The organism is Endozoicomonas atrinae, assembly GCF_001647025.1.
Taxonomy (GTDB): domain Bacteria; phylum Pseudomonadota; class Gammaproteobacteria; order Pseudomonadales; family Endozoicomonadaceae; genus Endozoicomonas; species Endozoicomonas atrinae.
Genome location: NZ_LUKQ02000032.1, coordinates 12,767 through 37,991 on the forward strand (window position 1 = coordinate 12,767; position 25,225 = coordinate 37,991).

General features: G+C 50.1%; 23 protein-coding genes and 1 pseudogene. 10 read left to right on the forward strand and 14 right to left on the reverse strand.

The window, feature by feature from the left end; translation table 11 throughout:
* Positions 1 to 29: 29 nt before the first annotated feature.
* Together AK963_RS06670 and arsC are read right to left on the reverse strand one after the other, a co-directional pair.
* Positions 30 to 359 carry an antibiotic biosynthesis monooxygenase gene (locus AK963_RS06670; RefSeq protein WP_066014685.1) on the reverse strand — a complete coding sequence of 110 codons (330 nt, stop codon included), beginning with the start codon at positions 357 to 359 and terminating at the stop codon, positions 30 to 32.
* 45 nt (positions 360 to 404) lie between these two features.
* Complete coding sequence (gene arsC / locus AK963_RS06675) at positions 405 to 752, reverse strand: arsenate reductase (glutaredoxin) (RefSeq protein ID WP_066014686.1); 348 nt, start codon at positions 750 to 752, stop codon at positions 405 to 407.
* A gap of 332 nt (positions 753 to 1,084) precedes the next feature.
* On the opposite strand from arsC, the gene AK963_RS06680 reads away from it, so the two are divergent.
* The 5 genes from AK963_RS06680 to AK963_RS06700 all read left to right on the forward strand — a co-directional run bounded on the left by AK963_RS06680 (position 1,085) and on the right by AK963_RS06700 (position 7,909).
* Positions 1,085 to 1,654, forward strand: coding sequence for a DUF4136 domain-containing protein (locus tag AK963_RS06680; protein WP_083232511.1), 570 nt, complete (start codon positions 1,085 to 1,087; stop codon positions 1,652 to 1,654).
* Between the two features lie 213 nt (positions 1,655 to 1,867).
* Positions 1,868 to 2,554, forward strand: a complete 687-nt coding sequence (locus tag AK963_RS06685; RefSeq protein ID WP_066014687.1) for a response regulator transcription factor — start codon at positions 1,868 to 1,870, stop codon at positions 2,552 to 2,554.
* 18 nt (positions 2,555 to 2,572) lie between these two features.
* Complete coding sequence (locus AK963_RS06690; RefSeq protein WP_066014688.1) at positions 2,573 to 3,883, forward strand: sensor histidine kinase; 1,311 nt, start codon at positions 2,573 to 2,575, stop codon at positions 3,881 to 3,883.
* Positions 3,884 to 3,980: 97 nt separating this feature from the next.
* A complete protein-coding gene (locus AK963_RS06695) occupies positions 3,981 to 4,823 on the forward strand; it encodes an efflux RND transporter periplasmic adaptor subunit (protein WP_083232512.1) in 843 nt (280 codons plus the stop codon).
* A complete protein-coding gene (locus AK963_RS06700) occupies positions 4,823 to 7,909 on the forward strand; it encodes an efflux RND transporter permease subunit (RefSeq protein WP_066014690.1) in 3,087 nt (1,028 codons plus the stop codon). The genes AK963_RS06695 and AK963_RS06700 overlap by 1 nt, the downstream gene beginning before the upstream one ends.
* On the opposite strand, the gene AK963_RS06705 is transcribed toward AK963_RS06700, so the two are convergent.
* From AK963_RS06705 to AK963_RS06755, 11 genes are all read right to left on the reverse strand, one after another.
* Positions 7,899 to 8,774 (reverse strand): helix-turn-helix transcriptional regulator, encoded by an 876-nt coding sequence (locus AK963_RS06705; protein ID WP_066014691.1) that lies wholly within the window; start codon positions 8,772 to 8,774, stop codon positions 7,899 to 7,901. The genes AK963_RS06700 and AK963_RS06705 overlap by 11 nt on opposite strands.
* A 110-nt stretch (positions 8,775 to 8,884) precedes the next feature.
* Positions 8,885 to 9,379 carry a flavodoxin gene (locus tag AK963_RS06710; protein ID WP_066014692.1) on the reverse strand — a complete coding sequence of 165 codons (495 nt, stop codon included), beginning with the start codon at positions 9,377 to 9,379 and terminating at the stop codon, positions 8,885 to 8,887.
* A 5-nt stretch (positions 9,380 to 9,384) separates the two neighbouring features.
* Positions 9,385 to 12,888, reverse strand: coding sequence for a pyruvate:ferredoxin (flavodoxin) oxidoreductase (gene nifJ / locus AK963_RS06715; protein WP_139117279.1), 3,504 nt, complete (start codon positions 12,886 to 12,888; stop codon positions 9,385 to 9,387).
* Positions 12,889 to 12,895: 7 nt separating this feature from the next.
* On the reverse strand, positions 12,896 to 13,129 hold the full coding sequence (locus tag AK963_RS06720; RefSeq protein ID WP_066014693.1) for a hypothetical protein: 234 nt from the start codon (positions 13,127 to 13,129) through the stop codon (positions 12,896 to 12,898).
* The gene (locus AK963_RS06725) at positions 13,129 to 14,406 is read right to left on the reverse strand and encodes an FMN-binding protein (protein WP_066014694.1); all 1,278 of its coding nucleotides are present in this window, start codon (positions 14,404 to 14,406) and stop codon (positions 13,129 to 13,131) included. Before AK963_RS06725 ends, AK963_RS06720 begins: the two co-directional genes overlap by 1 nt.
* A 36-nt stretch (positions 14,407 to 14,442) precedes the next feature.
* A complete protein-coding gene (locus tag AK963_RS06730; RefSeq protein ID WP_066014695.1) occupies positions 14,443 to 14,760 on the reverse strand; it encodes a hypothetical protein in 318 nt (105 codons plus the stop codon).
* Positions 14,760 to 16,289 carry a 4Fe-4S dicluster domain-containing protein gene (locus tag AK963_RS06735; RefSeq protein WP_066014696.1) on the reverse strand — a complete coding sequence of 510 codons (1,530 nt, stop codon included), beginning with the start codon at positions 16,287 to 16,289 and terminating at the stop codon, positions 14,760 to 14,762. The genes AK963_RS06730 and AK963_RS06735 overlap by 1 nt, the downstream gene beginning before the upstream one ends.
* Before the next feature lies 1 nt (position 16,290).
* A complete protein-coding gene (locus tag AK963_RS06740; RefSeq protein WP_066014697.1) occupies positions 16,291 to 17,409 on the reverse strand; it encodes a tetratricopeptide repeat protein in 1,119 nt (372 codons plus the stop codon).
* On the reverse strand, positions 17,406 to 17,876 hold the full coding sequence (locus AK963_RS35150) for a hypothetical protein (RefSeq protein ID WP_238593659.1): 471 nt from the start codon (positions 17,874 to 17,876) through the stop codon (positions 17,406 to 17,408). Before AK963_RS35150 ends, AK963_RS06740 begins: the two co-directional genes overlap by 4 nt.
* Positions 17,877 to 19,403 carry a 4Fe-4S dicluster domain-containing protein gene (locus AK963_RS06750; protein ID WP_066014698.1) on the reverse strand — a complete coding sequence of 509 codons (1,527 nt, stop codon included), beginning with the start codon at positions 19,401 to 19,403 and terminating at the stop codon, positions 17,877 to 17,879.
* Positions 19,404 to 19,597: 194 nt separating this feature from the next.
* Entirely contained in the window at positions 19,598 to 20,257 is a 660-nt protein-coding gene (locus AK963_RS06755) for a hypothetical protein (RefSeq protein ID WP_066014699.1), read from the reverse strand.
* A 232-nt stretch (positions 20,258 to 20,489) separates the two neighbouring features.
* Here AK963_RS06755 and AK963_RS06760 point away from each other — a divergent pair, with 232 nt between their 5' ends.
* The 5 genes from AK963_RS06760 (at position 20,490) to AK963_RS06780 (ending at position 24,968) form a co-directional block, all read left to right on the forward strand.
* On the forward strand, positions 20,490 to 21,365 hold the full coding sequence (locus AK963_RS06760; protein WP_066014700.1) for an AraC family transcriptional regulator: 876 nt from the start codon (positions 20,490 to 20,492) through the stop codon (positions 21,363 to 21,365).
* A gap of 81 nt (positions 21,366 to 21,446) precedes the next feature.
* Positions 21,447 to 22,682, forward strand: coding sequence for a YihY family inner membrane protein (locus tag AK963_RS06765; RefSeq protein WP_066014701.1), 1,236 nt, complete (start codon positions 21,447 to 21,449; stop codon positions 22,680 to 22,682).
* A 97-nt stretch (positions 22,683 to 22,779) separates the two neighbouring features.
* A complete protein-coding gene (gene purT, locus AK963_RS06770; protein ID WP_066014702.1) occupies positions 22,780 to 23,964 on the forward strand; it encodes a formate-dependent phosphoribosylglycinamide formyltransferase in 1,185 nt (394 codons plus the stop codon).
* 78 nt (positions 23,965 to 24,042) lie between these two features.
* Positions 24,043 to 24,513, forward strand: coding sequence for a TlpA family protein disulfide reductase (locus tag AK963_RS06775; protein ID WP_066014703.1), 471 nt, complete (start codon positions 24,043 to 24,045; stop codon positions 24,511 to 24,513).
* A 182-nt stretch (positions 24,514 to 24,695) separates the two neighbouring features.
* The gene (locus AK963_RS06780) at positions 24,696 to 24,968 is read left to right on the forward strand and encodes an acylphosphatase (RefSeq protein ID WP_066014704.1); all 273 of its coding nucleotides are present in this window, start codon (positions 24,696 to 24,698) and stop codon (positions 24,966 to 24,968) included.
* Between the two features lie 81 nt (positions 24,969 to 25,049).
* On the opposite strand, the pseudogene AK963_RS35155 reads toward AK963_RS06780, so the two are convergent.
* Positions 25,050 to 25,225: pseudogene (locus AK963_RS35155) on the reverse strand (IS256 family transposase); the annotation flags it as partial.

Below are 25,225 nucleotides of genomic sequence, written 5' to 3' on the forward strand. Positions count from 1 at the left end.
TCTCTTGTTAGGGTTCGCAGGGACAATGATCAGGCGCATGTTGCTATTGCTGAATACGCCTGCAGATAGTCATCACTCACTTCCAGCTTGTAGACGGTCTTTGACTGAACAAGACAGTCTCTCATTTTCTGACGGGCCACAAGATAGAGGGCATCGGTCAGCTCATGATCCTTTTCCCACTGCTCACGATCTGGCCATTGAGCATAGCCGACCAGAATGTTCGAGTCGTCTGAAGTATGCAGTCTTGAGCCAAAGCTTCCACATTGCTGGTAAATGACTTTGGTCACTTCCAGCCATGCTTTGCGAAACCTGGCCTCAGACCCTTTTTTAATCTCAAATTCATATACTGCTATGAACATGTCTGGCCCTGATTCAAGGTCTATTTATTATTGTTTGGTTCGCTTTCAGAGAATTTCAATGACTGACTCTGGGGGGCGGCCAATTCTGGCTTTTTCTCCATTGATCACAATGGGGCGTTCAATCAACTTGGGGAATTCGCACATAAAGTTGATCAATTGCTCTTCAGTCAGGGATGGGTCTTTGAGGTTATTATCCTTGAACTCCTGTTCACCCTTACGAAGCAGGTCTCGGGCATTGATGCTCAGTTTGCCCAGAATGGCTTTCAACTGATTCGCGTCCGGAGGAGTTTCCAGGTACAGTACCACCTCAGGAGTGATCCCCTGTTCTTCCAGAATACTCAGGGTCTGGCGGGATTTTGAACAGCGTGGGTTATGAAAAATAGTAACGCTCATAATGACTTTGCTCAGTGTATTTCACAGGACTCTGGGAGGCTGACTGAGAATAGACTACCCTACTGTGGTGGCAGCAAATTGGTCTAAAAATTCCGTTTTGTTCAGCAAATAGAACCACTATTAACTTCGCAAAACGGAATTCTTATCCTCAATTTTCTGCCATTCTCGCTACGGGGTCGCCTAGACGGGCGCTATTCTCGGTCAGACTCCTGAGTATTTTCCGCAAAGCCTACCAATCTCTGTGGATTCACTGCAAATCATTTGTAATAGGTGTCGGATGTAACGTCAGGAAATGGCATGATGCTGGTGATGGTAAGCCTGAGGGAGAGAGTATGTCTGTGGTAAGAAAAATAACTGGCAGTATCGTGGTACTTCTGACGGTGGTTCTGGCTGGCTGTGCATCCCAGAAAGTAGATTGGGACTATGATACTGAACGTTCACTGACAGGCCTGACCACTTATCGCTGGATTGAGCCAACACAGGAGTCCCAAAAACTGGGGTATCAGTTTGAAGCCTTGATGGATCAGCGTGTTCACAACGCGGTGGATGGTGTTCTGCAGACTCGAGGGTTTCAACGTGTCGACTCCGATAAAGCAGATGTCGACTTTCTGGTCAATTACATCGCCAGCCAGAAAACCCGCAGGGAAGAACGACAGGTGACCACTTCTTTCGGTTATGGTTTCAGCCCATGGGGACTCGGTGTCAGCACTGACAGCCGTGTTCAGGAATATGAAGAAGGCTCTCTGATCATTGATATTATTGATCCGGAAACAAAACAGGTCGTCTGGCGTGGACGCTCCAGAGCCAGAATTCAGGAAGATCTCTCACCGGAACAGAGAACCGCACGAATTAATGAGGCGGTGGCAAAGATTCTGGAAGGGTTTCCAAGGCCGGAAAAGTAATACCAATTCCGCTTTCTAAATATGATATCGAGCAAGCCATTCTGGGCGGCTGGGCAAGGCGGAATGACGAGTAATAGCGGGGCTGTTGCGAGGAATTCCAACGAAGAACCAGTGGTGCAAAATGGCTGCGCAGTTCATGTTTAGAAGGTGGAATTGGTATAAGCAGGCCGGTTATGGTTTTGAGCCACGGATTATGAAAACAGGTATCGCAGTATGCGCCTGCTGTTGATTGAAGATAACCGGGAAATTGCCGGTATCGTTCTCGATTATTTTGAAGCCTTTGGTCATCAGCTGGACTATACAGCGGATGGTCGGCATGGGCTGGAACTGGCCAGTGAACAATATTTTGATGTGATTATTCTCGACATCATGCTGCCGGGGATGGACGGTTACCAGGTTTGTCGTGAACTCAGGAAACGACGGATTACTACGCCTGTTCTGATGCTGACCGCCCGTGATACGACGGATGATACCCTGCAGGGGTTTGAAGAAGGAGCGGATGATTATCTGGTTAAGCCCTTTGACCTTAAAATCCTGGAAGCGAGGGTCAAGGCACTGGTTCGTCGCAATAGTCCGGGTGCCTTCAGCGATGCTCTTGTGTTTGAAGATCTGGCACTTGATCTGGGGAATCATACCGCCAGACGTGGTGACCAGGATATCCCTCTGAACCCTACCTGCTTTACACTACTCAAGCTGCTGATCAGCAAGTCTCCTGACCTGGTGACCCGGGAAGAGATGATGTACGCCATCTGGGGGGATGAGCCACCCGATGGTGATGCTCTGCGTAATCATATCTATCAGCTGCGTGTGGCTGTTGATAAGCCGTTTGAACAGGCAATGATTACTACGGTTCCCAAGGTGGGATACCGTCTTCAGGCAACGCTTTCGACCAAAGAGTAGAAAACAGGATTATCTCAATTGCTTAACAAGATCCTTGAAAGAGGAAAGCTGCTCTCCCTGCAGTGGAAAATGACAATGGCTTTCTGCGTTGTCATTGGCGTAGTTCTGTTGATCAATTTTCTGCTGTTTTATGCCACGCTGCACATTACGGAAGATGAAGTCAGTAGTCGTCGTCTTGCCTATATCAGTGATTTTGCCATCAAGGAATATCAACAGGGGTTTCAGGGGCCTCTGGTTCTTGATCACCTGACCGTCGCTTATGAACGTTATGAAGATACACCGGCTGAATTTCAAAAACGCTTCTCTGCCCAATGGCAAGGTGTAGAGGATTTTAATTATCAGGAACCGGGTTCAAGAACGGGAGACTCTGCCACGGTTATGTCCACAACCATGATGGTTAATGGACAGTTAGCGCCTCTCTATATCGTTGAGGACAGCGCGCGAGTGACCATCACTGAACTGGAAGAGCGGTCTCTGATCGCGGGTGTCATCCTCTATTCACTACTGATACTGGCGGGAGTCTGGTTGTTGATTTATCGGATTTCCGGCCATCTTGCAGCGCCGTTGCACGGACTCGCCAGAGTGATCAAAGAGAGTCGGGCTGATGACCTTGCTCCGATTGAACCTGCGGTGATTACCACAGAAGAGCAGGCTGAGCTGGTGGATGCGCTGAATGATTATCGACAGAGAATTTATGCGTCTATTCAACGGGAGAGAGCGTTCAGCCGTTATGTCAGTCATGAGCTGCGCACACCGCTGATGGTGATCTCGGGGGTGGCTACATTGCTCGGGGTGTCGCGCGAGTCATCGGTTATTGAGAAACCGTTTATTGATAAACAACGACAGCGTCTTGAGACATCCTGCCAGAATATGCAGGACATTACTGAAACACTGCTGAGCCTGGTGAGGCAAACCCCATTTCCAGAAGATGTCACCACTGTACTGGATCAGGCGTTTATTGAGCAGCTGGTTGATGAGCACCGGCTGTTGATCCGGGATAAAGCGATTCAGGTACATATCAATGCCACAGTTGCTATCACATTAAATGTGCCAGCAACTGTGGTCAGGATATTGCTGGGCAACCTGATTAAAAATGCGTTTGGTTACACCCGTTTCGGAGAGATTCTGTTTCGACTGGATAATCACTGCTTCAGTGCCCTGGATACCGGGCCAGGTATTGAGAGTGTCCCTGAAGAGCATGAAGGCCATGGCCTTGGGCTGATGATGGTCAACGATATTTGTGCACGACAGGGGTGGAGCTTTTCCATCAGTTCCCGGGATGATCAGCAGGGATGTCTGGCAATGATCAATTTTAGTCCTGACTCGTGATGTCTTTAAAGGCTATCTAAAAAGCACGTTGTGACATTTTTAAGAGGTATGACTGGTTACATTGCCCCCAAAAAGGCATTTGTCTGGGGTCTATGTTATGAAATCGCCAGTTCTTCTTCGATTGGCCACAGTATTGTTGGTCAGTATTCCGTTATCAGTAATCGCATCGTCACCTTCTTATCCAGAACCAGCCTTTAATTCGTCAGGTGCAGACGTACTTCATGTCATGGGCAGTCTGCAGAGCCTTGAATCCATTGCTGTTGTCTCTCAGGTTGATGGTGTTGTAGAAAGCTACGCCCATGATGTGGGTGAACAGACATCAGGTGGAACCTCTCTGGTTACGATAAACCAGGAGGATTATCTGCTGGCTATGGAACGGGCCAGGGCCAGTCTGGCTCAGGCTAATGCTGAGCTGGTGGTAAAAAAGAGCCGGTATGACCGGTATAAGCGTCTGGTGGCACAAAATAATTTGGCCAGAGAACAGCTTGAAAATGCTGAAGCAGACTATCTGGTCAGCAAAGCGGACCTGAGGCTTCAGGAAGTGTCACTGGGTGAGGCCGAGCTGGCATTGGCGCGTACCCAAATCACAGCAGAGAACGGTCTCTGGGTCAGTGAACGGCTCATTAATAAAGGGGACTGGGTTCATTCAGGGCAAAAGCTGTATCAGCTTGAGCAGATAGAAAAACTAAAAGCTGTCGTTTATGTCACGGAAGAGCACGTCAACAGCTTTGCATCAGGTCAGGGCGTCACGTTAACTGCGGAAGCCGTTCCAGGTCACTACTTTTCAGGCTATATCAGGACGATTGCTATTCAGACTGATACCACCAGAAACAGTTATCCCGTCGAGATTGTCATTGATAACCCGGGAATGATACTTCGTCCCGGGTTTACGGTGGATGCTGAAGTATCTCTTACCAACCTTGTGGCTGAGGAGGAGTGATGAAGACCATTCTTTACTTCTTTGTCAGGCAGCGTTTTTTCGCCAGTTTGATGCTGTTTATGATCTGCCTGACCGGGGTCGCCTCGCTGTTTACTATCAGCCTGCAGGAACTGCCCGCTTCAAAACAGGGTGAAACGGCCATTATTACGGAATATCCCGGTGTTTCAGCAGAAGAGATTGAACTTGAAATCACCAACCGCATTGAAAAAGAGTTGAAGTCGGTTCAGGGCCTTGGCTGGTATCTGTCGACATCGATTGATGGTTATTCCGAGATTGAGATCCGTATTCGTGATGGTGAAAACATTGACCAGGTGAATCAGGATATTCGAGATGCCGTCGATCGCGTTACCGGTCTTCCGGCAGACCTTGAAAACTCTCCCCTGGTAGAGGCGGAAAATACGGCGACGTTCGAGTTTATGACGCTGGGGTTATCGGGAGACATGCCATTTGCCGAGCTTCGTGAATCAGCCCGGCAGATTGAAAAGAAGCTGCGTACGGTTCCGGGTATCGGGAAAATCACCTCAACCGGTTTTCCCAAACGTGAATTTATTGTGTCGCTGGTGCCGGATCGTCTGCAGTCCTATGGTTTAACACCGGAAGCAGTCGTCAGAGCCATCAGTGCCCGAAATATTTCCAGCAGTGGTGGCGTGGTGGAGTCCTGGCAGTCAGAGCAGAACCTGCTGACCCTGACGCAGGTACAGTCTATTGAGGAACTTTCGGACGTCATTGTTTCACTGTTGCCGGGAGGAGGCCCTGTCCGGCTCAGTGATGTCGCCGAAGTGACTGATGGTTTTGAGCGTCAGCTGCAGGGCTTTACGGTCAATGGCCAGCAGGGTATTGGCTTTACGCTGTTTAAAACGGAGTCCGGGGATACACTGGACACGGTAGCTGCGGTCAAATCATTGCTGGCGGAAGAGCAGAACATCAGTAATGGTCGACTGACCTATGACTGGTCCCTGGATCTTGCCGAAGAAATTGACGCACGCTTTCAGGTCGTCAGGAACAATGGTTTGATCGGTATTGTTCTGGTGCTGGCCGTGTTGTTTATTTCCATGCAGCATCGCCTGGCGCCGTGGATCACCGCATCATTGCCGGTTTGTGTCTTTGGTACCGTCACCATGCTGCTGCTGTTTGGTTATTCCCTGGACAGCGTCACTCTGGCTGCAATCCTGCTGATTATTGGCATCATCGTTGATGACTCAATCGTGGTCTCAGAAAGTATCGATCAGGCCTGGCATCGAGGACTTACTCCTGAGAAAGCGGCGGTTGAAGGATATATGCAGGTATTCAGGCCCGTCATTACCAGCCTGTTAACCACCGTATTGGTTTTTCTTCCCATGTTGTTTATGGGGGGAGACTTTGGGGCAACCTATGCCGTCCTGCCATTGACGGTCATCATGGCATTGCTGATGTCTTTTCTGGATGTAACCTTTCTGCTGCCTGCTCACCTGGCCAGGGCGCTGGAAAAAAATACATTGGGAAATAGCAACAGCGGAAATGAATCTTCCAGCAGGCACTGGTTTGATGTTTGCAAAGCCGGATATCAACGCCTGTTGAGAAAGGCGTTGCATGGGCGCTTTATTCTTATTCCGGTTTTTATCGGGGTTGCTGCTTCAGTTTTATATACCGGGTATCGACAGATTGCTCTGGATTTCTTTCCAACAGGTGCTGCCCGTCTGGTTGAGTTTTCTCTGGAGGTGGACGACGGGACACCCCTGGAGAAAGTGAAGCTTATCAACAAACCCTTTGTGGAACTTCTGATGAATACTCCGGAAGTTGCACGTTTTCATATTAATGAAGGCGCACCGGAATCCACGGGGCTGATTGTTCTTACGCCGGTCAGCAGCCGCTCCCTTGATGCTGATGAAGTCTCGGAGTACCTGGAAGAAGCCGCTTCGGAGTTTGCCGGGCTGACAGCCGTCCATGTAAAAGTGGATGCGGGTGGTCCACCGCCACCGGACCCCATAGAGTTCCGTATTTTTGGTTCTAACGACGATAGTCGTAAACAACTTGCCCGGGATTTGATGCAGTGGCTCGAACAACAGCCGGGCACTTCAGATCTTGAAAATTCGGATGAGAACCTGAGACCGCAAACATTGATTAAACCGGACTATGCCTGGCTGGCAAGGCTTGGCCTGACAGTTGATGATCTCAACAACAGCCTGAACTTGGCTTATGAAGGGCGAGAGGCATCGACCAGCTGGCTGGGTGATGAAGAAGTAAATATCAAAGCCTGGCTGGACAGTCCATACCGTCAGTCCAGTTATCTGCCCAATATTGATATTCCATCTGCTGATGGCCGACAGATTCCTTTGAGACAGGTTGCCGCTGTAACTTCAGTGATGACCCCGCGGGAGATCACTCACTGGAGTGGAGACCGGAATACCTATGTTGTGGGCGATCTGGATGATGATGTGCAAAATGCCGCTCAGCTGGCTATGGATGCCCTTGCACACTTTCGGGCACTTGCAGACCAGTACCCGGGTGTTCGTCTGGAAGCTGGTGGTGAAGCGGAAATGACACAGGATGCCCTGGGTGGATTGCTTAGCGCCGTGATCATTGCCCTGGTGGGTATCTGGGTGATTATTGCGCTGCTGTTTGGTTCTCTGCTGCAGCCATTACTGGTGATGCTGGTTATTCCTTTTGCGATCGCTGCTGCTGTATTCGCATTAATGGTTCATGGCGAACCAATGTCGTTTTTTGCCGGTATCGGTATTCTGGGGCTCTGTGGTGTCGTGGTAAATAATGCACTGGTCATGGTTGACCGGCTCAATAGACACCCCGATGAGTCAGAAAAGATATCAGAAAGCGCAATGATTGACGGGATTGTTGAAAGCGCTGCTACACGACTTCGCCCTGTGCTGCTGACGACAATAACCACTGTGGCCGGTCTTTTACCACTGGCCTATGGGCTTGGGGGGGCTGATGTTTACATGGGCCCAATGGCACTGACCCTGGGGTATGGACTGTTATTAACGGTTCCAGCCATCCTGTTTTTCTTACCCTGTTGTTATTTAATGCTATGGCAGCTAAAAGACAGGGATATATCAAAGACAAACTCCTCAGGTCAGTCTCTTAAACTTTGACTTCGTTCTGACGGCACACCATTCTGAACTGCTTAGGCGACAGCTGGGTATGACGACGGAAAAATTTGGTCATATTGGTCGCCTCATTAAAACCGAGATTTAAGGCGATATCAGTGATTGAATAGTGGCTGAATGCCAGCAGTCGTTTCAGTTCAATCAGAAGGCGATGATCCAGCAGCTCTTTCACGGTGTGGCCCGTGTTTTCCTTGGAGACTTTGTTGATCTGTTTGCAACTCTTTCCCAACGCTCTGGCGTATTCATTCACATTTCGTGAGCGACGGAAGTCAGACTCAATCATGGACTTCAGCTGGTAGAACGTCGTTGAGCGTGCAGCACTTGCCCGGAGGTTTTTCTTTGCCTGATGCTCCCTGACCAGAGACTTGATAATAACGGTTCGCAACAGGGTTCTGACCACTTCGCCACCAAAGGGCAGGTCATGATTGTTAAACTCATGCCAGAGGGCCTGAAACAGTCCAAGCAGTGCTAATTCAGGGTCCTGTAATGTATTGATCTCAGAAAATGCAGTAACAATCAGGTCTTTTAATGAATCATCATTACCAAAAAACAGAGTCTCATCACTGAATGCCAGTACATAGCCGGTTACATCGGGGTTGTAACAAAACTGATGCACCTGGTATCGAGATAAAAAGAACATGGTACCGGCTTTGAATCTGTATTTTTTGTAATCAATAAAGTGCTCACCTTTCCCTGAGGCAATATAAATAATGGTATTAAATTGAAGGCGATGTGGCTGTATAGACAGGTCAAACCGACGTTGATAAAACTGATCCATGGACGACAGGTTGAGATCGATGTCTTCCCGTAGTTTTTCTAGGCTGATGCTATCAATATCCTTGCTATTCATTTTCAGTTTGAACAATCCATGCGCAGTATTTCCTGTTGAACGATTATGCCGTTAAATGGCAGGCAAGGTGATGACAGTGGTCAATAAATGACCACTGTTGTAGAGGCAGTTCAGTTACCCAGATTCATGCTCTCAAGCCATTGCTGCAGGCGCTGCCCGGTCAGCTCCGGCTGATTATCTTCGTCCAGTGCCAATCCGACAAAGTGGTTGCCTCGAACAGCCCGGGACTCGGTGAACTCATAACCTTCAACTGGCCACTGGCCAACCAGCTCGGCCCCTGACTGCTCAACGGCTTCAGCCAGGTTATCCAGGGCATCGACAAAGGTGTCGCCGTACTCTTTCTGATCTCCCAGGCCAAACAGGGCAACGCGAATACCGTTCAGGTCGGCATCTTCCAGATCCGGCATGAAGTAATCCCAGTCTGGCTGCAGTTCGCCCTGATTGACGGTAGGAGCGCCCAAGATCAGTATTTCATAGTCAGTCAGACTGTCTGCAGAACAGTCCGCCACATCCAGACAGTCCGCTTTTAGCCGCGCAGCGATGATTTCTGAAATCCGTCGTGTGTTTCCAGTGTCACTGCCGTAGATAACTGCAATAGTTGCCATACAAGTTATTTCCATTCCTTTAATTGATTCAGCAGGGTGTGCTGATGTTGAACCTGTTGCCGCAGGCTGTCGGTATAGGCCTGAAACCGGGCAGGGTTTTTCTGTAATATCTGGTTAAAGCGGGACTCGCTGGTCAGCAGTTCCCGAACATCCTTTCTGGGTGTCCTGGAATCCATCTGAAGCGCAGCTTTACCGTGGTCAAAGCGTCTTGGGTCAAACCGGTACAGTGGCCATAAACCGGTATCCACCATCTGCTGCTGATGCTCAATACCACAGCTCATATCGATACCATGGGTAATGCAGGCGGCATAAGCGATCACCAGTGATGGCCCGGGGTAATCCGCCGCTTCCTGAAGGGCTTTTAAGGTCTGGTTAATATTGGCTCCCATGGCAATCCTGGCGATGTAAATACCACCCTGCAGCATCATGCTCATGGCCAGGTCCTTGCTTTTTCCCTGTTTACCCCGGTTGGCAAAGCGGACCACGGCACCGGTTGGGGTCGCTTTGGATTGCTGTCCACCAGTGTTGGCGTATGCCTGGTTATCCATGACCAGAACGTTGATATTTTCGCCACTGGACAGCACATGATCGAGGCCGCCAAAACCGATATCGTAAGCCCAGCCATCGCCACCGATGATCCAGTGGCTTTTCTCCACCAGATCCTTCAGGTAGTCCAGGTTCCCAAACGTTTCTTCCAGTTGCCGAATAGCCTGACGTTGACGTTCAACAGCGGACTCACTGTGATCAAAGGCATCCAGCAAAATCTGCTGCTTCTGCTCATCAGGCAGGTCGTTAGCTATTAATGACAGCTGTTCCAGTGCATAGGACCTGCGGCTGCTGCTGGCCAGTCGCATCCCCAGCCCGAACTCGGCATTATCTTCAAAGAGAGAGTTTGCCCAGGCAGGCCCCTGGCCTTCATGGTTTTTTGAATAAGGTGTGGTTGGCAGGTTGCCGCCATAGATTGAAGAGCAACCGGTGGCATTGGCAACCATCAGCCGGTCACCAAACAGCTGGGTCAGCAGCTTGATGTAAGGGGTTTCACCGCAACCACTGCAGGCACCGGAATACTCGAACAGCGGTCTCAACAGTTGGCTGTTGCGTCCGTCAATCCGCTTTAGCTGGATCCGTTTGAGGTCAGGCAAATCCGACATGAATTCGTAGTTTTGCCGCTGTGTTTCCAGAATGGGGGCTTTTGCCACCATGGTTAAGGTATCGCCCTTACGGTTCGCAGGGCATATCTGAGTGCATACACCGCAGCCGGTACAATGGTCGGGGGAGACCTGTAACGTGAATAACTGGTCAGTGAAATCACGGTATTGATAGGGCATTGAAGTAAACGACGCAGGCACATCGTCAAGCTGCTCAGGACTGACCAGCTTGCTGCGGATAGCACCGTGTGGGCACATGAGACTGCACTGGTTACACTGGGTGCAGTGTTCCGGTGTCCATTGTGGAATTTCAGTGGTAATACTTCTTCGTTCCCACTGGCTGGTGGCGGTTGGCCAGCAGCCGTCAACCGGGAATGCACTTACGGGCAGGGCATCCCCTTTATTGGCCAGTATCAGGGCCGTGACCTTTTGTACCCATTCAGGGCTGTACTCGCTGATGACCGGTGTACGGAACAGGGTACTGTTGATACTCTCTGGAATCGTGACCAGCTGCAGATACTGCTCTGTTTCATCAACAGCCTGTTGATTGGCTTCGACGATGGCTGGGCCTGCTTTCCCATAACTTTTGGCAATGCTCTCTTTTAACAGCTGGCGAACCTGTTCCATAGGCAGTATCTGGCTGATGGCAAAGAACGCGGTTTGCAAAATGGTGTTCTGCCGTTTACCCAGGCCCAGCTTTTCGGCAATGGCTGCCGCATCGATCACGTAGAGCGTTAATCGTCGCTGAAGGATAACGGCCTGAACTTCCTGTGGGAGATGATTCCAGGTATCTTCGGCTGGCCAGGGTGAGTTGAGCAGCAACGTTGCACCTTCGGCAGCCTGCTCAAACATCTCCAGGCGATAAATAAAATCAAATTGGTGACAGGCAATGAAACTGGCCTGCTGAATCAGGTAAGGCGCTTCAATGGGGTGCTGATCAACACGCAGGTGGGAGGTGGTGACACTGCCGGATTTTTTGGAGTCGTAAACAAAGTAGCCCTGTACATTCAGCGGGGTCTGTTCTCCGATGATTTTCAGGGTATTTTTGTTGGCACTGACCGTTCCATCGGAACCAAGCCCATAGAAAATAGCATTAAGCTGTCGTTTTGGTTCCAGGCTGGTCTGAGGAGTGGGTAAGGACAAACCTGAGATATCATCCACAATGCCCACGGTAAAGTTATGCTGCAACGTACCATTGCGCATGGCCGCAAAAATAGCTCTGGCGTGGCTTGGATTGAACTCTTTTGAGGAGAGGCCATAGCGCCCGCCAGCGACCTTGGGAAGGTTCTGCCGCCCCGACTGTAAAATGGCCGTCACCACGTCCTGATACAATGGCTCACCCAATGAACCGGGCTCTTTGGTTCGGTCGAGCACGGTAAGACAGTGGGTGGTATCGGGTAATACGGCGAGAAAGTGCTTCAGTGAAAAAGGCCTGAACAGGTGAATGGCAATAACGCCCACCTTTTGGTTGAGTGGCAATAACTCATCGATCGCCTGTTGCACCGTGCTGGCAGCAGACCCCATGATCACGATGACATACTCTGCTTCCGGATGGCCGTAATAATCAAACAGGCGATACTCTCTTCCCGTCAGTTCGGCAAACTGTGACATTTTCTCAGCCACAATGTCCGGGCAGGCCTGATAGAAAGGGTTGATGGCTTCCCTGGCCTGAAAGAATACGTCCGGGTTTTGTGCGGTACCCCGGATGGAGGGATTATCAGGGGTGAGCCCGCGGCGTCGAAACGCGTCCAGTGCTTCCTGACTGATCATTGCCTTGATGAGATCATCACTCAGCCAGGAAATTTTGTTGATCTCATGAGAGGTGCGGAAGCCATCAAAAAAGTGCATGAAAGGAATGCGTGACTCAAGGGTTGCTGCCTGACTGATCAGGGCAAAATCGTGAGCCTGCTGCACGGAACCGGAAGACAGCATGGCAAACCCGGTTTGCCGGGCCGCCATGACATCGGAATGGTCACAGAAGATGGACAGGGCATGGGTTGCCAGGGTCCGGGCTGCCACATGCATGACAAAAGGCGTCAGCTCCCCGGCAATTTTGTACATATTGGGGATTTTCAGCAGCAGTCCCTGGGATGACGTAAACGTCGTGGACATGGCACCTGCGGTCAGTGCGCCATGAACCACACCTGCAGCGCCTCCCTCGGACTGCATCTCCATGATTTTGGGAATGACTCCCCAGCAGTTGGTTTTTTCCTGACTTTCCCATACCTCACAGGTTTCAGACATGGGAGAAGATGGCGTAATCGGATAGATACCGATCACATCATTGCAGCGGTAGGCGACAGAAGCGACCGCTTCATTACCATCCATAGTGACCAGGCGGCTTGCAGGTGACATTGACATCAGCCGGTTACTCCGTCATATCTTTGATGATATCCAGCTTTTTCCACTGTTCAGTGTTTAATTTGATCGCTGGCTGTTCTGTAGAGGTTTCCACCTGTTCCTGGGTAATATAAACCGGCTGGAGGTTGTCGGATGTTCTACTCAACTGTCCGACAGCATTAAATCCACTGAACATAACCAGCCCTGAGGCAACGGTGAAAAAGGCGAACGCCACACTTTTCCTGAATGAACCTTTTTCCATTACGACAGACTCCGGTGAGGTATGTTGTTGGCCGGGCGAGCTGATGTTGTCTTTGTCTTGCGCTGGTAATCTTTCAGACCCTGCTTACCCCAGGCTTTGATAAATTTCAGGAAGTCCGTCATGGCGCCAACCGGGCAGAGGGTTTTGCACCAGGGCCGGTAGATCATCAATGACGTCAGAATGATCACGAAGGTCAGGATGAACAGCTGGATTGAACCGGTCATGCCGAACATGATGCCAAAGGGTTCGTAGGCAATGGTTGCCGGATTTCGGAAATAGAGCCCGGCGGCCAGCACAGCCAGTAAAATGACTCTGGGCAGCCAGGTAAAAATACTGTGCTTTAGTGTCACCGTCGGTGGGTTGGTGATTTTTGCCAGGCACTGCTGAGTGGTTCCGAACGGGCAGATCATATCGCAGTACAGGTTTTTGTTGGTGGTCAACAAGGTGACAACGGTCAGGACCAGCAGGATAAGTGGCGTATAATTACCCAGGCCGGAAATCCAGGTGCCGGAAATCAGAATCCCCAGTGTTGATGAAGAAAAGAGCGCAGAGGCGTAGAAACCAAACAGCACCAGGCTGGTAAGCATCAATCCCCATTCCATTTTCTTTCGCTGTGGGTGACGGGTTTTGCTGATCTGCCAAGCGGCAGCAAATGCCAGCAGGGCGACCAGATCCATCCAGCCAAAATACGACCATGGGCTTATGCTACCCACCAGACTTAAGTTCATTAGCTCCTGTCGCACCGGTTCGGCGGCCAGATTGGCACCCCGTAGAATGGCCGAGGAAGACAGGGTTGCGCCGCTGATGGCATCCACTTGAAGGATGTTGTTAATGGACTGGCCGACCATCTGTTCAGGGAATTTAGCGGCGATGATTTTCTGCAGATAGGAGGCGGTCTCCCTGGAGGAGAGGATTGCCAGCTGCTTGATGATACCCTGATCATCAATCATCAGTGCAATATCCATTTTTCCGCCGTAGCCAACCCCTGACCCCTGACTGAGCCATTGAGTATCCTGTCCTGCGTTGGTGGTTATCTTCAGCGTACTCTGGTCAGTGGTTACGATTTGGGCATTCTCAGGCAGTAAGTGGCTGAGCTGTTCCGTTTCCAGATTTGACAGGCGGGCCCCACCCAGTACCCAGGCAATGACCAGCAGGATGATTGACCCGATGACGGCCAGTTTTTCCGGCAGCTGCCTTATTTTCTGTCGTTTATTGTTGTTGGACTTGGTTTTACGGGTGTCCACTGCCCCATGACCTGCATGATGTTGTGATTTCATTGCATTTCAAAAGGGGCCCTGTGGCCCCGGTGATTGTCAGGATTGATTTGCGGCCGGCTTGTTGAGCACAAACAGTACTTTGAGCAATATGGCCCCACCCACAATCAGGCCAGTGCCAACAAAACCAAGGAAGTACCAGCCAGCATTGCCTTCATTTTCACCCAGCAGGGTAAAGGCGCCGGCGATGGTCAGCAGCAGGCTGAACCACCAGCCGCCGACCAGGGACCATTTCCACCAGTTCATGGCCAGTTGAAAATGTTTTGCCCACTGACCTGCCCCGGCAAAGACCAGTACCTGAAGGGCACCAAGAAGCATCCAGAATGGTGGATCCAGCAGTGTTGATTGAGGAAACATCAGAAGCCCTCCCAGTTGCCATCGTATTCCCAGGTTTTGGTGACCTTGAGGTAGTTTTCCGAACGCAGCCACTCCGGTGGTTCGTGGTAGCCGGCAAAATTACCGCCAGTCCAGTCAGGGTGATACGCTTCTGCTTCCGGGTAATAGAAGAAGTTGTGCTGCATGGCCAGCAACGTTTTACGGGTGATGCCGGTAGGGTCCCTGGGGTCCATCTCTTTCACGATGGTGTGAATCCAGTTGTTTTTCCGTGTGTAAGGACATACGGCAATACAGACACGACAACCCTTGCCGCTGTCGGTCGGGGCTGTACTCCAGAAGCGATAGCAACTGTCCTGATTGAACGCGAATTTTCTGAAACCACGAACCACGGAATCCGGTTTGCTGGCTTTGGAGATGGAGCCACTGGGGCAGGCATCCGCGCAGATTTTGCACTCTTCACAGAATGCCCGGACATGAGTGTTAATTGGCTTATCCGGCTCAAGGTCCAGGTTGGTAATCACTGCCGCCAGTCGTATATTTGGACCAAGTTCCGGTGTGATCAGGACACCGTTGCGAGCGGATTCGCCCATGCCTGCCTGAATCGCGATGGGCGGTAATACCGTTTCATAATCACCACCCGGCCATTGTGGTCTGGCCGCATAACCCAGCTCTCCTAACCAGGCTGCAAGCAGGCCAGAAGCGGTTTTGGCTCGGAAATAGCCGTCGTAGGAGGTGGAGTAACCGGCGGCGGCATACATTGGGTCCCAGTTCATGGGCACACCAAAGACGATGATGTTTTTCCAGTGTTTTGGAATATCCTCACCCCAGTTGCGGTTACCACCTTTCATGCGCATCATGTTTTTGAAGACAAATGCCGGGTCCAGTTTGGTAATACCGACGATGCTGGCACCAAAGGTGAAAACCATTTTTTTAACCAGCTTTGAGGCGTGAGCCGGAGACTGGAACTCGGCGGGTTCACCCTGTACCCATTTGAAATCGTCAATATCGGGATGGTCCACCGGCTTGGGTGGGAAATTGGATTGATCCAGACCTTTTAGCCAGGAGCGACCATTGGCCCAGGCCAGGGCAAAACGATCACGGTGCTTCTCCCTGTGCTGGGCACGACGGTTCTGTTCAACAAATGCCTGCAGCATTTCCGGCCAGCGGTCCGGATGACGGGCGTAGTATTTTTTGACCTGTTCATCTTCCAGAGTTTCCCAGCCATTGTTGGGGTCCCAGCCATCCTGAATGGCTTTGCCAATGACTGGGAAGCGGTTGAACAGGTAGTCTTCCCATTCCGGGCGTTCGATAGGGCCCACAACCTCCAGGGTCGGAGCATGATCTACCTCAAACGGTTTGCGGTTAAAGAACATATCTTTACCCGCTTCGGTTCTGCCCCAGCCAACATTGGCATCAGGGTCCCGTCCCAGAACAAAGCCTGCACCGGCGGCAGCACCAATGGTGGTACCTGCAGCTGCCAGTCCCCCCAGTTTAAGAAAATTACGGCGGGAAGTGACGGCTGCACCTTCACCGTTGACTTGATTAGACACATTAAACTCCGGTTGTGACAAAAGTAATCGGTTCAGCGTGTTCAGAGCGAATGACTTTCAGCTCTTGATGAAAATGGTGAAGGTAATGATCGGACAGTGTCGTCAGTTTCTGGAAAACGAGTTCTGCATCTGACCAGTGTTGCAAGTGATAGTGGGCAAGAAACAGGTGCTCAAGACACCAGTGATCGTTGTCATCAATACTCAGCAGTACCTCCAGGTCGTCAAGGAGGGGCTGCCACTGTCCCAAAGCAGCGAGGGATTTCGCCCGGAAGTGCAGGACATCAAAGCTGCTTTCGGCGATCTCCAGATAGGCCGAAAACTGGTCAACAGCGGTTTCATGATCTTCTTTCACCGCTGAATACAGACCGTGCAGTCGATAAAGTTCCGGTGAAGCAATCTGATGTGCTTCAGCCCGCTCCAGCCAGATACCGACATTGTCCAGATCATTCAGTGCCATATAAGCACTTAAGGCAGTGATGTAGGCGGGTGTAATGGTCTGGTTGCGTTGAAAAACCGCTTCACACTGACTGGCTGCCAGCTCAAACTCACTTTGCTGGTAATAACAACCGGCAAGATTTTGATAACCGCCAACAAAGTCCGGCGCCAGCTCGGTGCAGGTTTTAAAGGATTCTGTCGCCTGCTCCATGTTTCCTGCCAGTAACAGACAGAAACCTCGATGGTAAAAGGCCAGATGGTTATCGGGGTTCAGTTCACAGGCGTTGTTGAGGCTGTCCAGAGCCTGTTCCTGCTCACCCATTTGCTGGAAGATGAGACCACGTTTCAATGCAATCTCGTCGTCCGGTATTTTTGACTGAGCATGATTAATCACAATCAGTGCAACCTGGCTCAGCTGTACCTGCATTAACAGGTTGAACAGCGCTCTCAGTTCATCCGGAGAAAACCGCTCCCTGCCCATCAGTTCACTGATGACCGATGCAACCGTTTCATGCTCCAGCCAGTCCTTATGGCGCGGGTCCTCTTTCTGGGAGAGGTTACTGAACTGACTGGAGAGAAAGTTAAGTCGGGTTTCCAGTCGCTCCTGAAGCTCTGGCTCTGAAATAAACGGGTGTGTTTGCTGCTGAAGCTGTTGGAACAGCTCCAGCCATTTTTGAGAAATCATGGGCATACTTGGTGGCAATTTCGCCAGAGCGATAAAATGTTGCCCATCATAAGGATCAGCAGTCTGCTTAAAAGGTCAGAAAATACCGGAAAAAGGTAGAAAAATGCCCTTGGGGTGGATTTTTGATCCAGGTCAGTAATTACTGATCTGTAATAAAGAGGTGAGTATGCGTTACGGAGTTTTAAGATGAGCTGCAGGAGTATTACACCCGCAATGATCAGTCCGGTACCGACAAAACCAAGGAAGTACCAGCCAGCATTGCCTTCATTTTCTCCCAACAGGGTGAAAGCGCCGGCAACGGTCAGGGCAAAGCTGAACCACCAGCCACCGGCCAGGGCCCACTTCCACCAGTTCATGTTCAGGCGGTAATGTTTTGCCCATTCATTGGCGCCAGCAAATACCAGCACCTGTATTGCACCCAGTACCATCCAGAAAAGAGGGTCAAGCAGTGTGGATTGTGGAAACATTTAGAAACCCTCCCAATTGCCGTCGTATTCCCAGGTTTTTTCTACATCCAGATAGTTTTCGGTGCGCAGCCATTCCGGTGGTTCGTGGTAACCGGCAAAATTACCGCCGGTCCAGTCAGGGTGGTAGGCCTCCGCTTCCGGGTAGTAGAAGAAGTTGTGCTGCATGGCCTGCAGTGCTTTACGAGTGATTCCGGATGGGTCCCTGGGGTCCATCTCTTTCACCACGGTGTGAATCCAGTTGTTTTTCCGAGTGTACGGGCATACGGCGATGCATATGCGACAGCCCTTACCATTATCGGTGGGCGCGGTACTCCAGAAACGGAAGCAGCTGTCCTGATTGAACTTGAATTTTTTATAGCCACGGACAACATCGTCAGGCTTGTCCGCCTGAGAGATGGATCCACTTGGGCAGGCATCTGCACAGATTTTGCACTCTTCACAGAACTCCCGCATGTGCAGATTTACCGGCTTGTCAGGCTCAAGATCGAGGTTGGTAATCACTGCCGCCAGACGGATGTTCGGGCCAAGCTCTGGTGTCATCAGACAGCCGTTTCGAGAGGCCTCGCCCATGCCGGCCTGAATGGCAATGGGTGGCAAAATGACTTCATAGTCACGACCAGGCCATTGTGGGCGCCCGGCATAACCCAGTTCACCCAGCCAGGCTGTCATCAGGCCGGTTGCCATGCGAGCCCGGAAATAAGCGTCATAAGACGTGGAATAGCCAGCAGCGGCATACATTGGGTCCCAGTTCATGGGAGCGCCGAAGACAATGATGTTTTTCCAGTGCTTGGGCACTTCGTCGCCCCAGTTCCGGTTACTGCCCCCCATGCGCATCATGTTTTTAAAGACGAAACTGTGATCCAGTTTGGTGATACCGACAATACTCATGCCAAACTTGAAGGCCATCTGTTTGACCAGTTTTGAAGCGTGGGCGGGTGACTTGAATTTTGCCGGTTCTCCCTTAACCCACTTGAAGTCATCAACATCCGGGTGTTCATAGGGAACCGGAGGGAAGTTGGCGGTCATCAACCCTTTGTCGTAGGCATTGCCATAGGCCCAGGCCAGAGCGAAGCGATCTCTGTGTTTTTCCCGGTGCTGGCTTCGGCGGTCCATTTCCACAAAGGCCTGTAACATTTCCGGCCAGCGATCAGGATGCCGTGAATAATATTCCCGAACCCGCTCATCCTCGATGGTTTCCCAGCCGTTATTCGGGTTCCAGCCATCCATAATGGCCTGACCAATAACCGGGTAACGGTTGAACAGGAAATCACTCCATTCAGGCCGTTCTACCGGACCAACGATTTCCAGTGTCGGCGCATGGTCCACTTCAAAGGGCTTGCGGTTAAAGAACATGTCTTTACCCGCTTCGGTTCGGCCCCAGCCGACATTGGCATCAGGATCCCGCCCCAGTACAAAACCTGCGCCTGCTGCTGCACCCAGTGTGGTGCCTGCTGCGGCCAGTCCCCCAAATTTAAGAAAGTCTCTTCGTGATGTGTTGAAGCCATCACGCGTGCTGCTGTCAGTCACGGCTACTCCATAAGTCCGGTATTATTGCGGTTATTAAAATGAGATGCAGTGTACGTAGTAGGTATTCATCTGAAATGGTCAGATGATTCCCTTTGATGATCATTTCGGGACGTTCGACAAGATAATTGACAGGTGTCATATAAGTTGGCGGCCAGCTGAGGCTGGTCCGCCGGGTTGGGTTCAGTCAGAGTTTGTTAGAACTTAACGCTGCCCCCCAGCACAAAAGCACTGGTTTCTCCATCCTTCTGGTCACGGTATTCAATATATGGCTGAAATCCTTTTCTGTTCCATGCGATCTGAAACTCATGATCAGTTGAGTTTACTTCCCATAATTTCGCATGATTGTACTGGAGCGTGGCCGGAAGGTTTGACAGTTTGTAAATGAGGTAGGTATTGGTGTAGACATCGTCGTCTTTAGTGCCCGTCTTATCAATATGAAAGCGGGTACGATGTTTAAAGGAAAGCTGATTGTTAAAAAAATACCCGGCTTTTACCAGAGGACGCGCTGAAACAAGTTCTCCCTCCAGCATGGTATGATGGTAACCGGCAGCGACCCAGAATTTATCGGTGAGATTGTATTCCTGTTCCAGGCCAACGGTGACAAATGGACTATTGCTTTTTCGGCCTTCAACAACCTCGCCTACGACAATACCATCGAATCGGCCAAACAGCCTCATCCGTCCACGGTCAATGTTATTCACCAGGAAGTGATTAAACTCAAGCATCATGCTTGCGTCGGTACCATTCATTTCAGGATCGTCATGAAACTGAATATTACCGGTTACCAGGCTGAAGTCTGCCAGAGAAAAGAGGGGTGCTGTGGTCAGTAATGCCGCCAGAAGAAAACGCTTCACTTACATTCCCTATAGAATTTATTGATGTTTCCTTATTATTTTGCTGACGTAATTTTATGTTAATCGGATGTTATTCTTATATGTTTGATACTTCCCGACGGTATCTGGATTTTTTATATCCATTTGATTAAATTTTGTGCAGCGCCTGTTCTTTGAATAATTATTAACCTTCCCTATTGCAAACATGGTAGATTCCAGCTGAGCATCCACCGTTTAGTTTTCATCGTGCTATATGCAACACCGAGATATTGACAGCGTTTACCTTTCCGAGGCGACTGAGGGCAGTAATCTATACCTGTCTTCTATGGATCAGTTTTATCAGCTCAGGTTGTCTCAGGCTATCAAGCCTCACCGGATCTGTTTTAATGCGATCATTTATATTACTTCCGGTAAGGGTGAGCATTTTATTGATTATAAAAAGTACAGCCTGAAACCCGGGACCGTTTTTTTTCTTTCCCGATACCAGGTTCATCAGTTTTGTTATAACCCTTCCGTTTCTGGCTTTGTCCTGTCATTTGATGATGAATCTCTGCGCCTTAATCGGGATGACTCAGGTCAGGATTTCATGATGACCTCATTATCTTCCATTAACACACTGGAAGATGAGGACTTGTCGCTGCTCAGTTTGTTTCAGGCGATTCAAAGTGAGATAATCAGCAATAGTCCGTTTTACAGCGGAGAAATTGTGAGAACCCTGCTAAGAACTATAATGCTGAAAACGGTGGTCAGGCAGTATCGATCTTTGATGGAGTACTGCTCGGATCATGTTGGTGGGAATGCCTACGACCAGCTGAAAGCGTTAATCGAATCTGATTTTCTATTCTCGCGGAATGTGAGCCAGTACGCGACTGCCTTGGGAGTGAGTGGAAAACAACTGAACAAGATTGCCAGGGACAATACCGGCCATTCGGTGAAGGAGCTTCTGGATGTCCGGTTGTTGCAGGAAATCAAGCGGCTGCTGGCATTCAGTAATGAGCCCATATCAGCAATTTCACAGAAAACCGGGTTTGATGCAGCGACGAATATGGCCAAATTTTTTCGCAGACACACTCAGATATCGCCAAGGCAGTTCCGGCTGGTCTGCCGTTTGAATGGGGTTAAGACTTAACCGCAATATTTTATTATCAGTTAACAGATTTTTCCCGGATGGTTTGTTAGCATGGTTGCTCCGCATGACAGGAAGTTTTTTATGGCAATGGTTCCTCAACTCTGGTTGTCTCTCAAAAGTTTTGTCACGGCGGTTATTAAACGCTTTCTGGATAACCGTTGTATCGAAAATGCAGCGGCACTGACCTATACAACGTTGTTTGCTGTTGTGCCATTGATGACAGTGACCTACAGCATCCTCTCCGCGGTACCCAGCCTTCAGGATGTTGGAGACTCCATTCAGAACTTCATCTTCGAGAGTTTTGTCCCGTCTACCGGGGAGATGGTTCAATCCTATCTGAACGATTTTTCCAAACAGGCCAGAAAATTAACCAGTATTGGTATCGTTTTCCTGCTGGTCACTTCCTTTCTGATGCTGAGAACCATTGATAAGGCACTGAATAATATCTGGCAGGTGACGCATGTTCGTCGGGGGATGTCCGGTTTTCTGCTGTACTGGGCCATTCTCAGCCTGGGGCCGGTTCTATTAAGTGCTGGCTTTCTTGCGACCTCGTATCTGGCTTCTCTTAAGCTGGTTTCTGATACAACGGCCATCCTGGGGGGAGAGCAGTGGCTTCTGCGCCTGATGCCCGTTTGCCTGAGTACATTAGTCCTGACCTTACTGTATACGGCTGTGCCCAACAGGAAAGTACCGGTTCGTCATGCGCTGGTCGGTGCGGTGTTTGTTGCCATTCTGGTTGAACTGGCCAAGGTCGGCTTTACCTTATTTATTACTTTGTCGCCTACCTATCACCTGATTTATGGTGCCTTTGCAGCTGTACCTCTCTTTCTGCTCTGGGTGTATCTCAGCTGGTTGATGGTGCTGTTCGGGGCGGTATTGGTCCGATCGTTTGACCTTTATGGTAAACAGTCCCGTGGTGAGCGCCCACACCCGCTGATTTCGATTTTATTAATCCTCAAGCAGTTACAGGAAAAGTTTGAGCAGGGGCAGGGGTTACATTACACCGATCTGCAGAAGCGTGATCTTCCGGTTTCTCTTGATGACTGGGAATGTCATACCTCCCGGCTGATGGAAATGGGTTTGATCAGTAAAAATGATGGTGGTGAATGGATTCTGGCCAAGGACCTTCGGCAGATCAGCCTGTTTGCTTTCTGTGAGCAGTTACCCTGGCCGATGCCTCAGGATGAGCAGCTCCAGAATATTCTTATCTCTGATGATCCAAACTGGTTGTCTGACTTGATTCAGAGAGCCCAGGCGGTGAACAGTGCCCGCCTGGAAGCGCTGGATTGCTCACTGGATCAATTATTGTCTAAATGACCAGTAACGGGTATTGCTCTTGAAGGGAGTGATCTGGACAATAATTGCCTGATCATCCCACCATTTCCTTTTGGATTCTCTTCTGGAGTGTAACCTGATGGTATCAATCGGAACGCCTCTATCATTGTCAGCAACCCGTGTGTTAATACTCGGAGCAGGCGAACTGGGCAAAGAGGTTGCCATTGAATTTCAGCGTCTGGGTGTTGAAGTCATCGCCGTGGATCGCTATGCCAATGCCCCCGCCATGCAGGTGGCTCATCGAAGCCATGTCATTAATATGCTGGATCGAGAAGCTTTGGCGGCATTAATCGATCAGGAAAAACCCCACTACATAGTTCCGGAGATTGAAGCGATAGCCACCGATGTACTGGTGGATATCGAAAACGCTGGCAGTAGTGTTGTGGTTCCCTGTGCCCGGGCAACCCAGTTAACCATGGATCGTGAAGGTATTCGCCGGCTTGCGGCAGAAGAGCTTGGACTGCCGACTTCTCCTTATCGATTTGCTGAGTCGGAACAGGCATTAAAAGAGGCGGCAGAGCAGATTGGTTTTCCCAGTGTTGTCAAACCGGTGATGAGTTCTTCAGGCAAGGGGCAAAGTGTTTTACGAGCGTCTGATGACGTAGCTGTTGCGTGGAAATATGCCCTTGAGTCAGGCAGGGCAGCCAAGACCCGGGTCATTATTGAAGGCTTTATTGATTTTGATTATGAGATAACGCTGCTGACGGTCCGGACCAGGCAGGGGACACTTTTCTGCCCACCGGTTGGCCATCGCCAGAAAGATGGGGATTATGTTGAGTCATGGCAGCCTCAGCAGATGTCTCCTGCAGCATTGAAAGAGGCAGAAAGGATTGCCGGTGCCGTGACCGACGCCTTGGGCGGTTATGGTATTTTTGGTGTTGAGCTGTTTATTCGCGGGGATAATGTCTTCTTTAATGAAGTGTCCCCACGCCCGCATGATACGGGTATGGTCACCATGATCTCCCAGAATCTCAGTGAGTTTGCCCTTCATGTGCGTGCTATTCTGGGGCTGCCCGTACCTGTCATTACACAACATCAGCCAGCTGCGTCGGCAGTGATTAAAGTCAGTGGTGATTCTGTCAGTCCAGTCTTTAGTAATCTTGATCAGGTGCTGACTGTGGCCAATACTGAACTGCGTCTTTTTGGTAAGCCGGAGCTTCACGGGGCTCGACGGATGGGTGTGGTTCTGGCTTCTGCTGATTCCACTGACCTGGCTCGTGATACGGCCAGAGAGTTGGCCGCTAAAGCGGTTCTGGAAAGCTAGGAGCCTGTCGGGCATAACCGGGCATGGGCTGCATGAAATAGTGCAGCCTCTTTGATAAGTCTTTTTCTGGAGGTATTCGTGAAGATAAAAAGAAGATGGGAATACTTTCTGGTTGTTGTACTGTTAGGCTCTCTTGCGGCCTGTAGCAAGCCAGTGACCTTTACGGATTTAAACGGGGATACCATTTTCCTTGCCAGTGAGAATGATCAATGGCTTGCACTGAATTTCTGGGCAGAATGGTGTGACCCTTGCCGGGAAGAAGTTCCAGAGTTGAATGAACTGGCCAAAGGTGGTCAGGTGAGGGTGCTGGGCGTTGATTTTGACAGCAGTCAGGGTGATTCATTAATCAAAAAGGCAGAAGCTCTGGATATCCGCTTTCCGGTACTCCAGGAATCTCCTCTGACAGCGTTGAATGTTCCCCCTCCCCAGGTATTGCCCGCTACTTATATTATTTCGCCAGAAGGCAAGGTGGTCACCAAACTGTTTGGACCGCAGACCAGGAAAAGCCTTGAAGAGCAGATTCAAAAGTTAGGTGGCGTTCTCAATTGACTTTGAGGCCAGTTGATCACAGAAGCACTCAGGTAAGGCGAACGACGCTGGGCATGGTGGTTCCATGTTCAAGTCGTTCAACGCATCATGAGTGCTTCTGTGGTCAACCCGTAGGGCAGCTGGGCTTTTAGTTAATTGAGAATGCCCCCTGAGTAAACATCAACTACAGGAAACTTCGTCGAATGGGTGATGTGTGCAAAAGAGCCTTTGTTGAAGGCAGGGTGCAGGGTGTCTGGTTTCGAGGCTCAACCCAGGAGAGAGCTCGTCGACTGGGCATTGGTGGCTGGGCAAGAAACCTGCCTGATGGACGGGTTGAAGTATTGATGTGTGGATCGGAAGAAGCCGTAGCAAAACTGGAAGAGTGGCTTCATAAAGGACCACCTCTGGCCAAGGTGGTTAATATTTCCATATCAGAAGAATCTTTGCAGGCTTTTGACTCATTTACCACGGGTTAAGTGATAGTGAGTTAAAAAGCTGTCGGTTTTTAACTCAAGGGTGAGCCTGTAAATAATTCTGTGTAAACGCCACCAAAACTATTACTCCTTGAACCGGTCAGGAAACATAATTTCAAACCGGTTCATGGCTGCTTTCCAGTTCCTGATCGGCATGGTCCATTTCTCGGAAGCTTTTTCCATGGCCAGATAGATTACCTTCATGACTGACTCATCAGTCCGAAAAATCTTCCGGTTCTTGATCGCCTTACGAATGACGC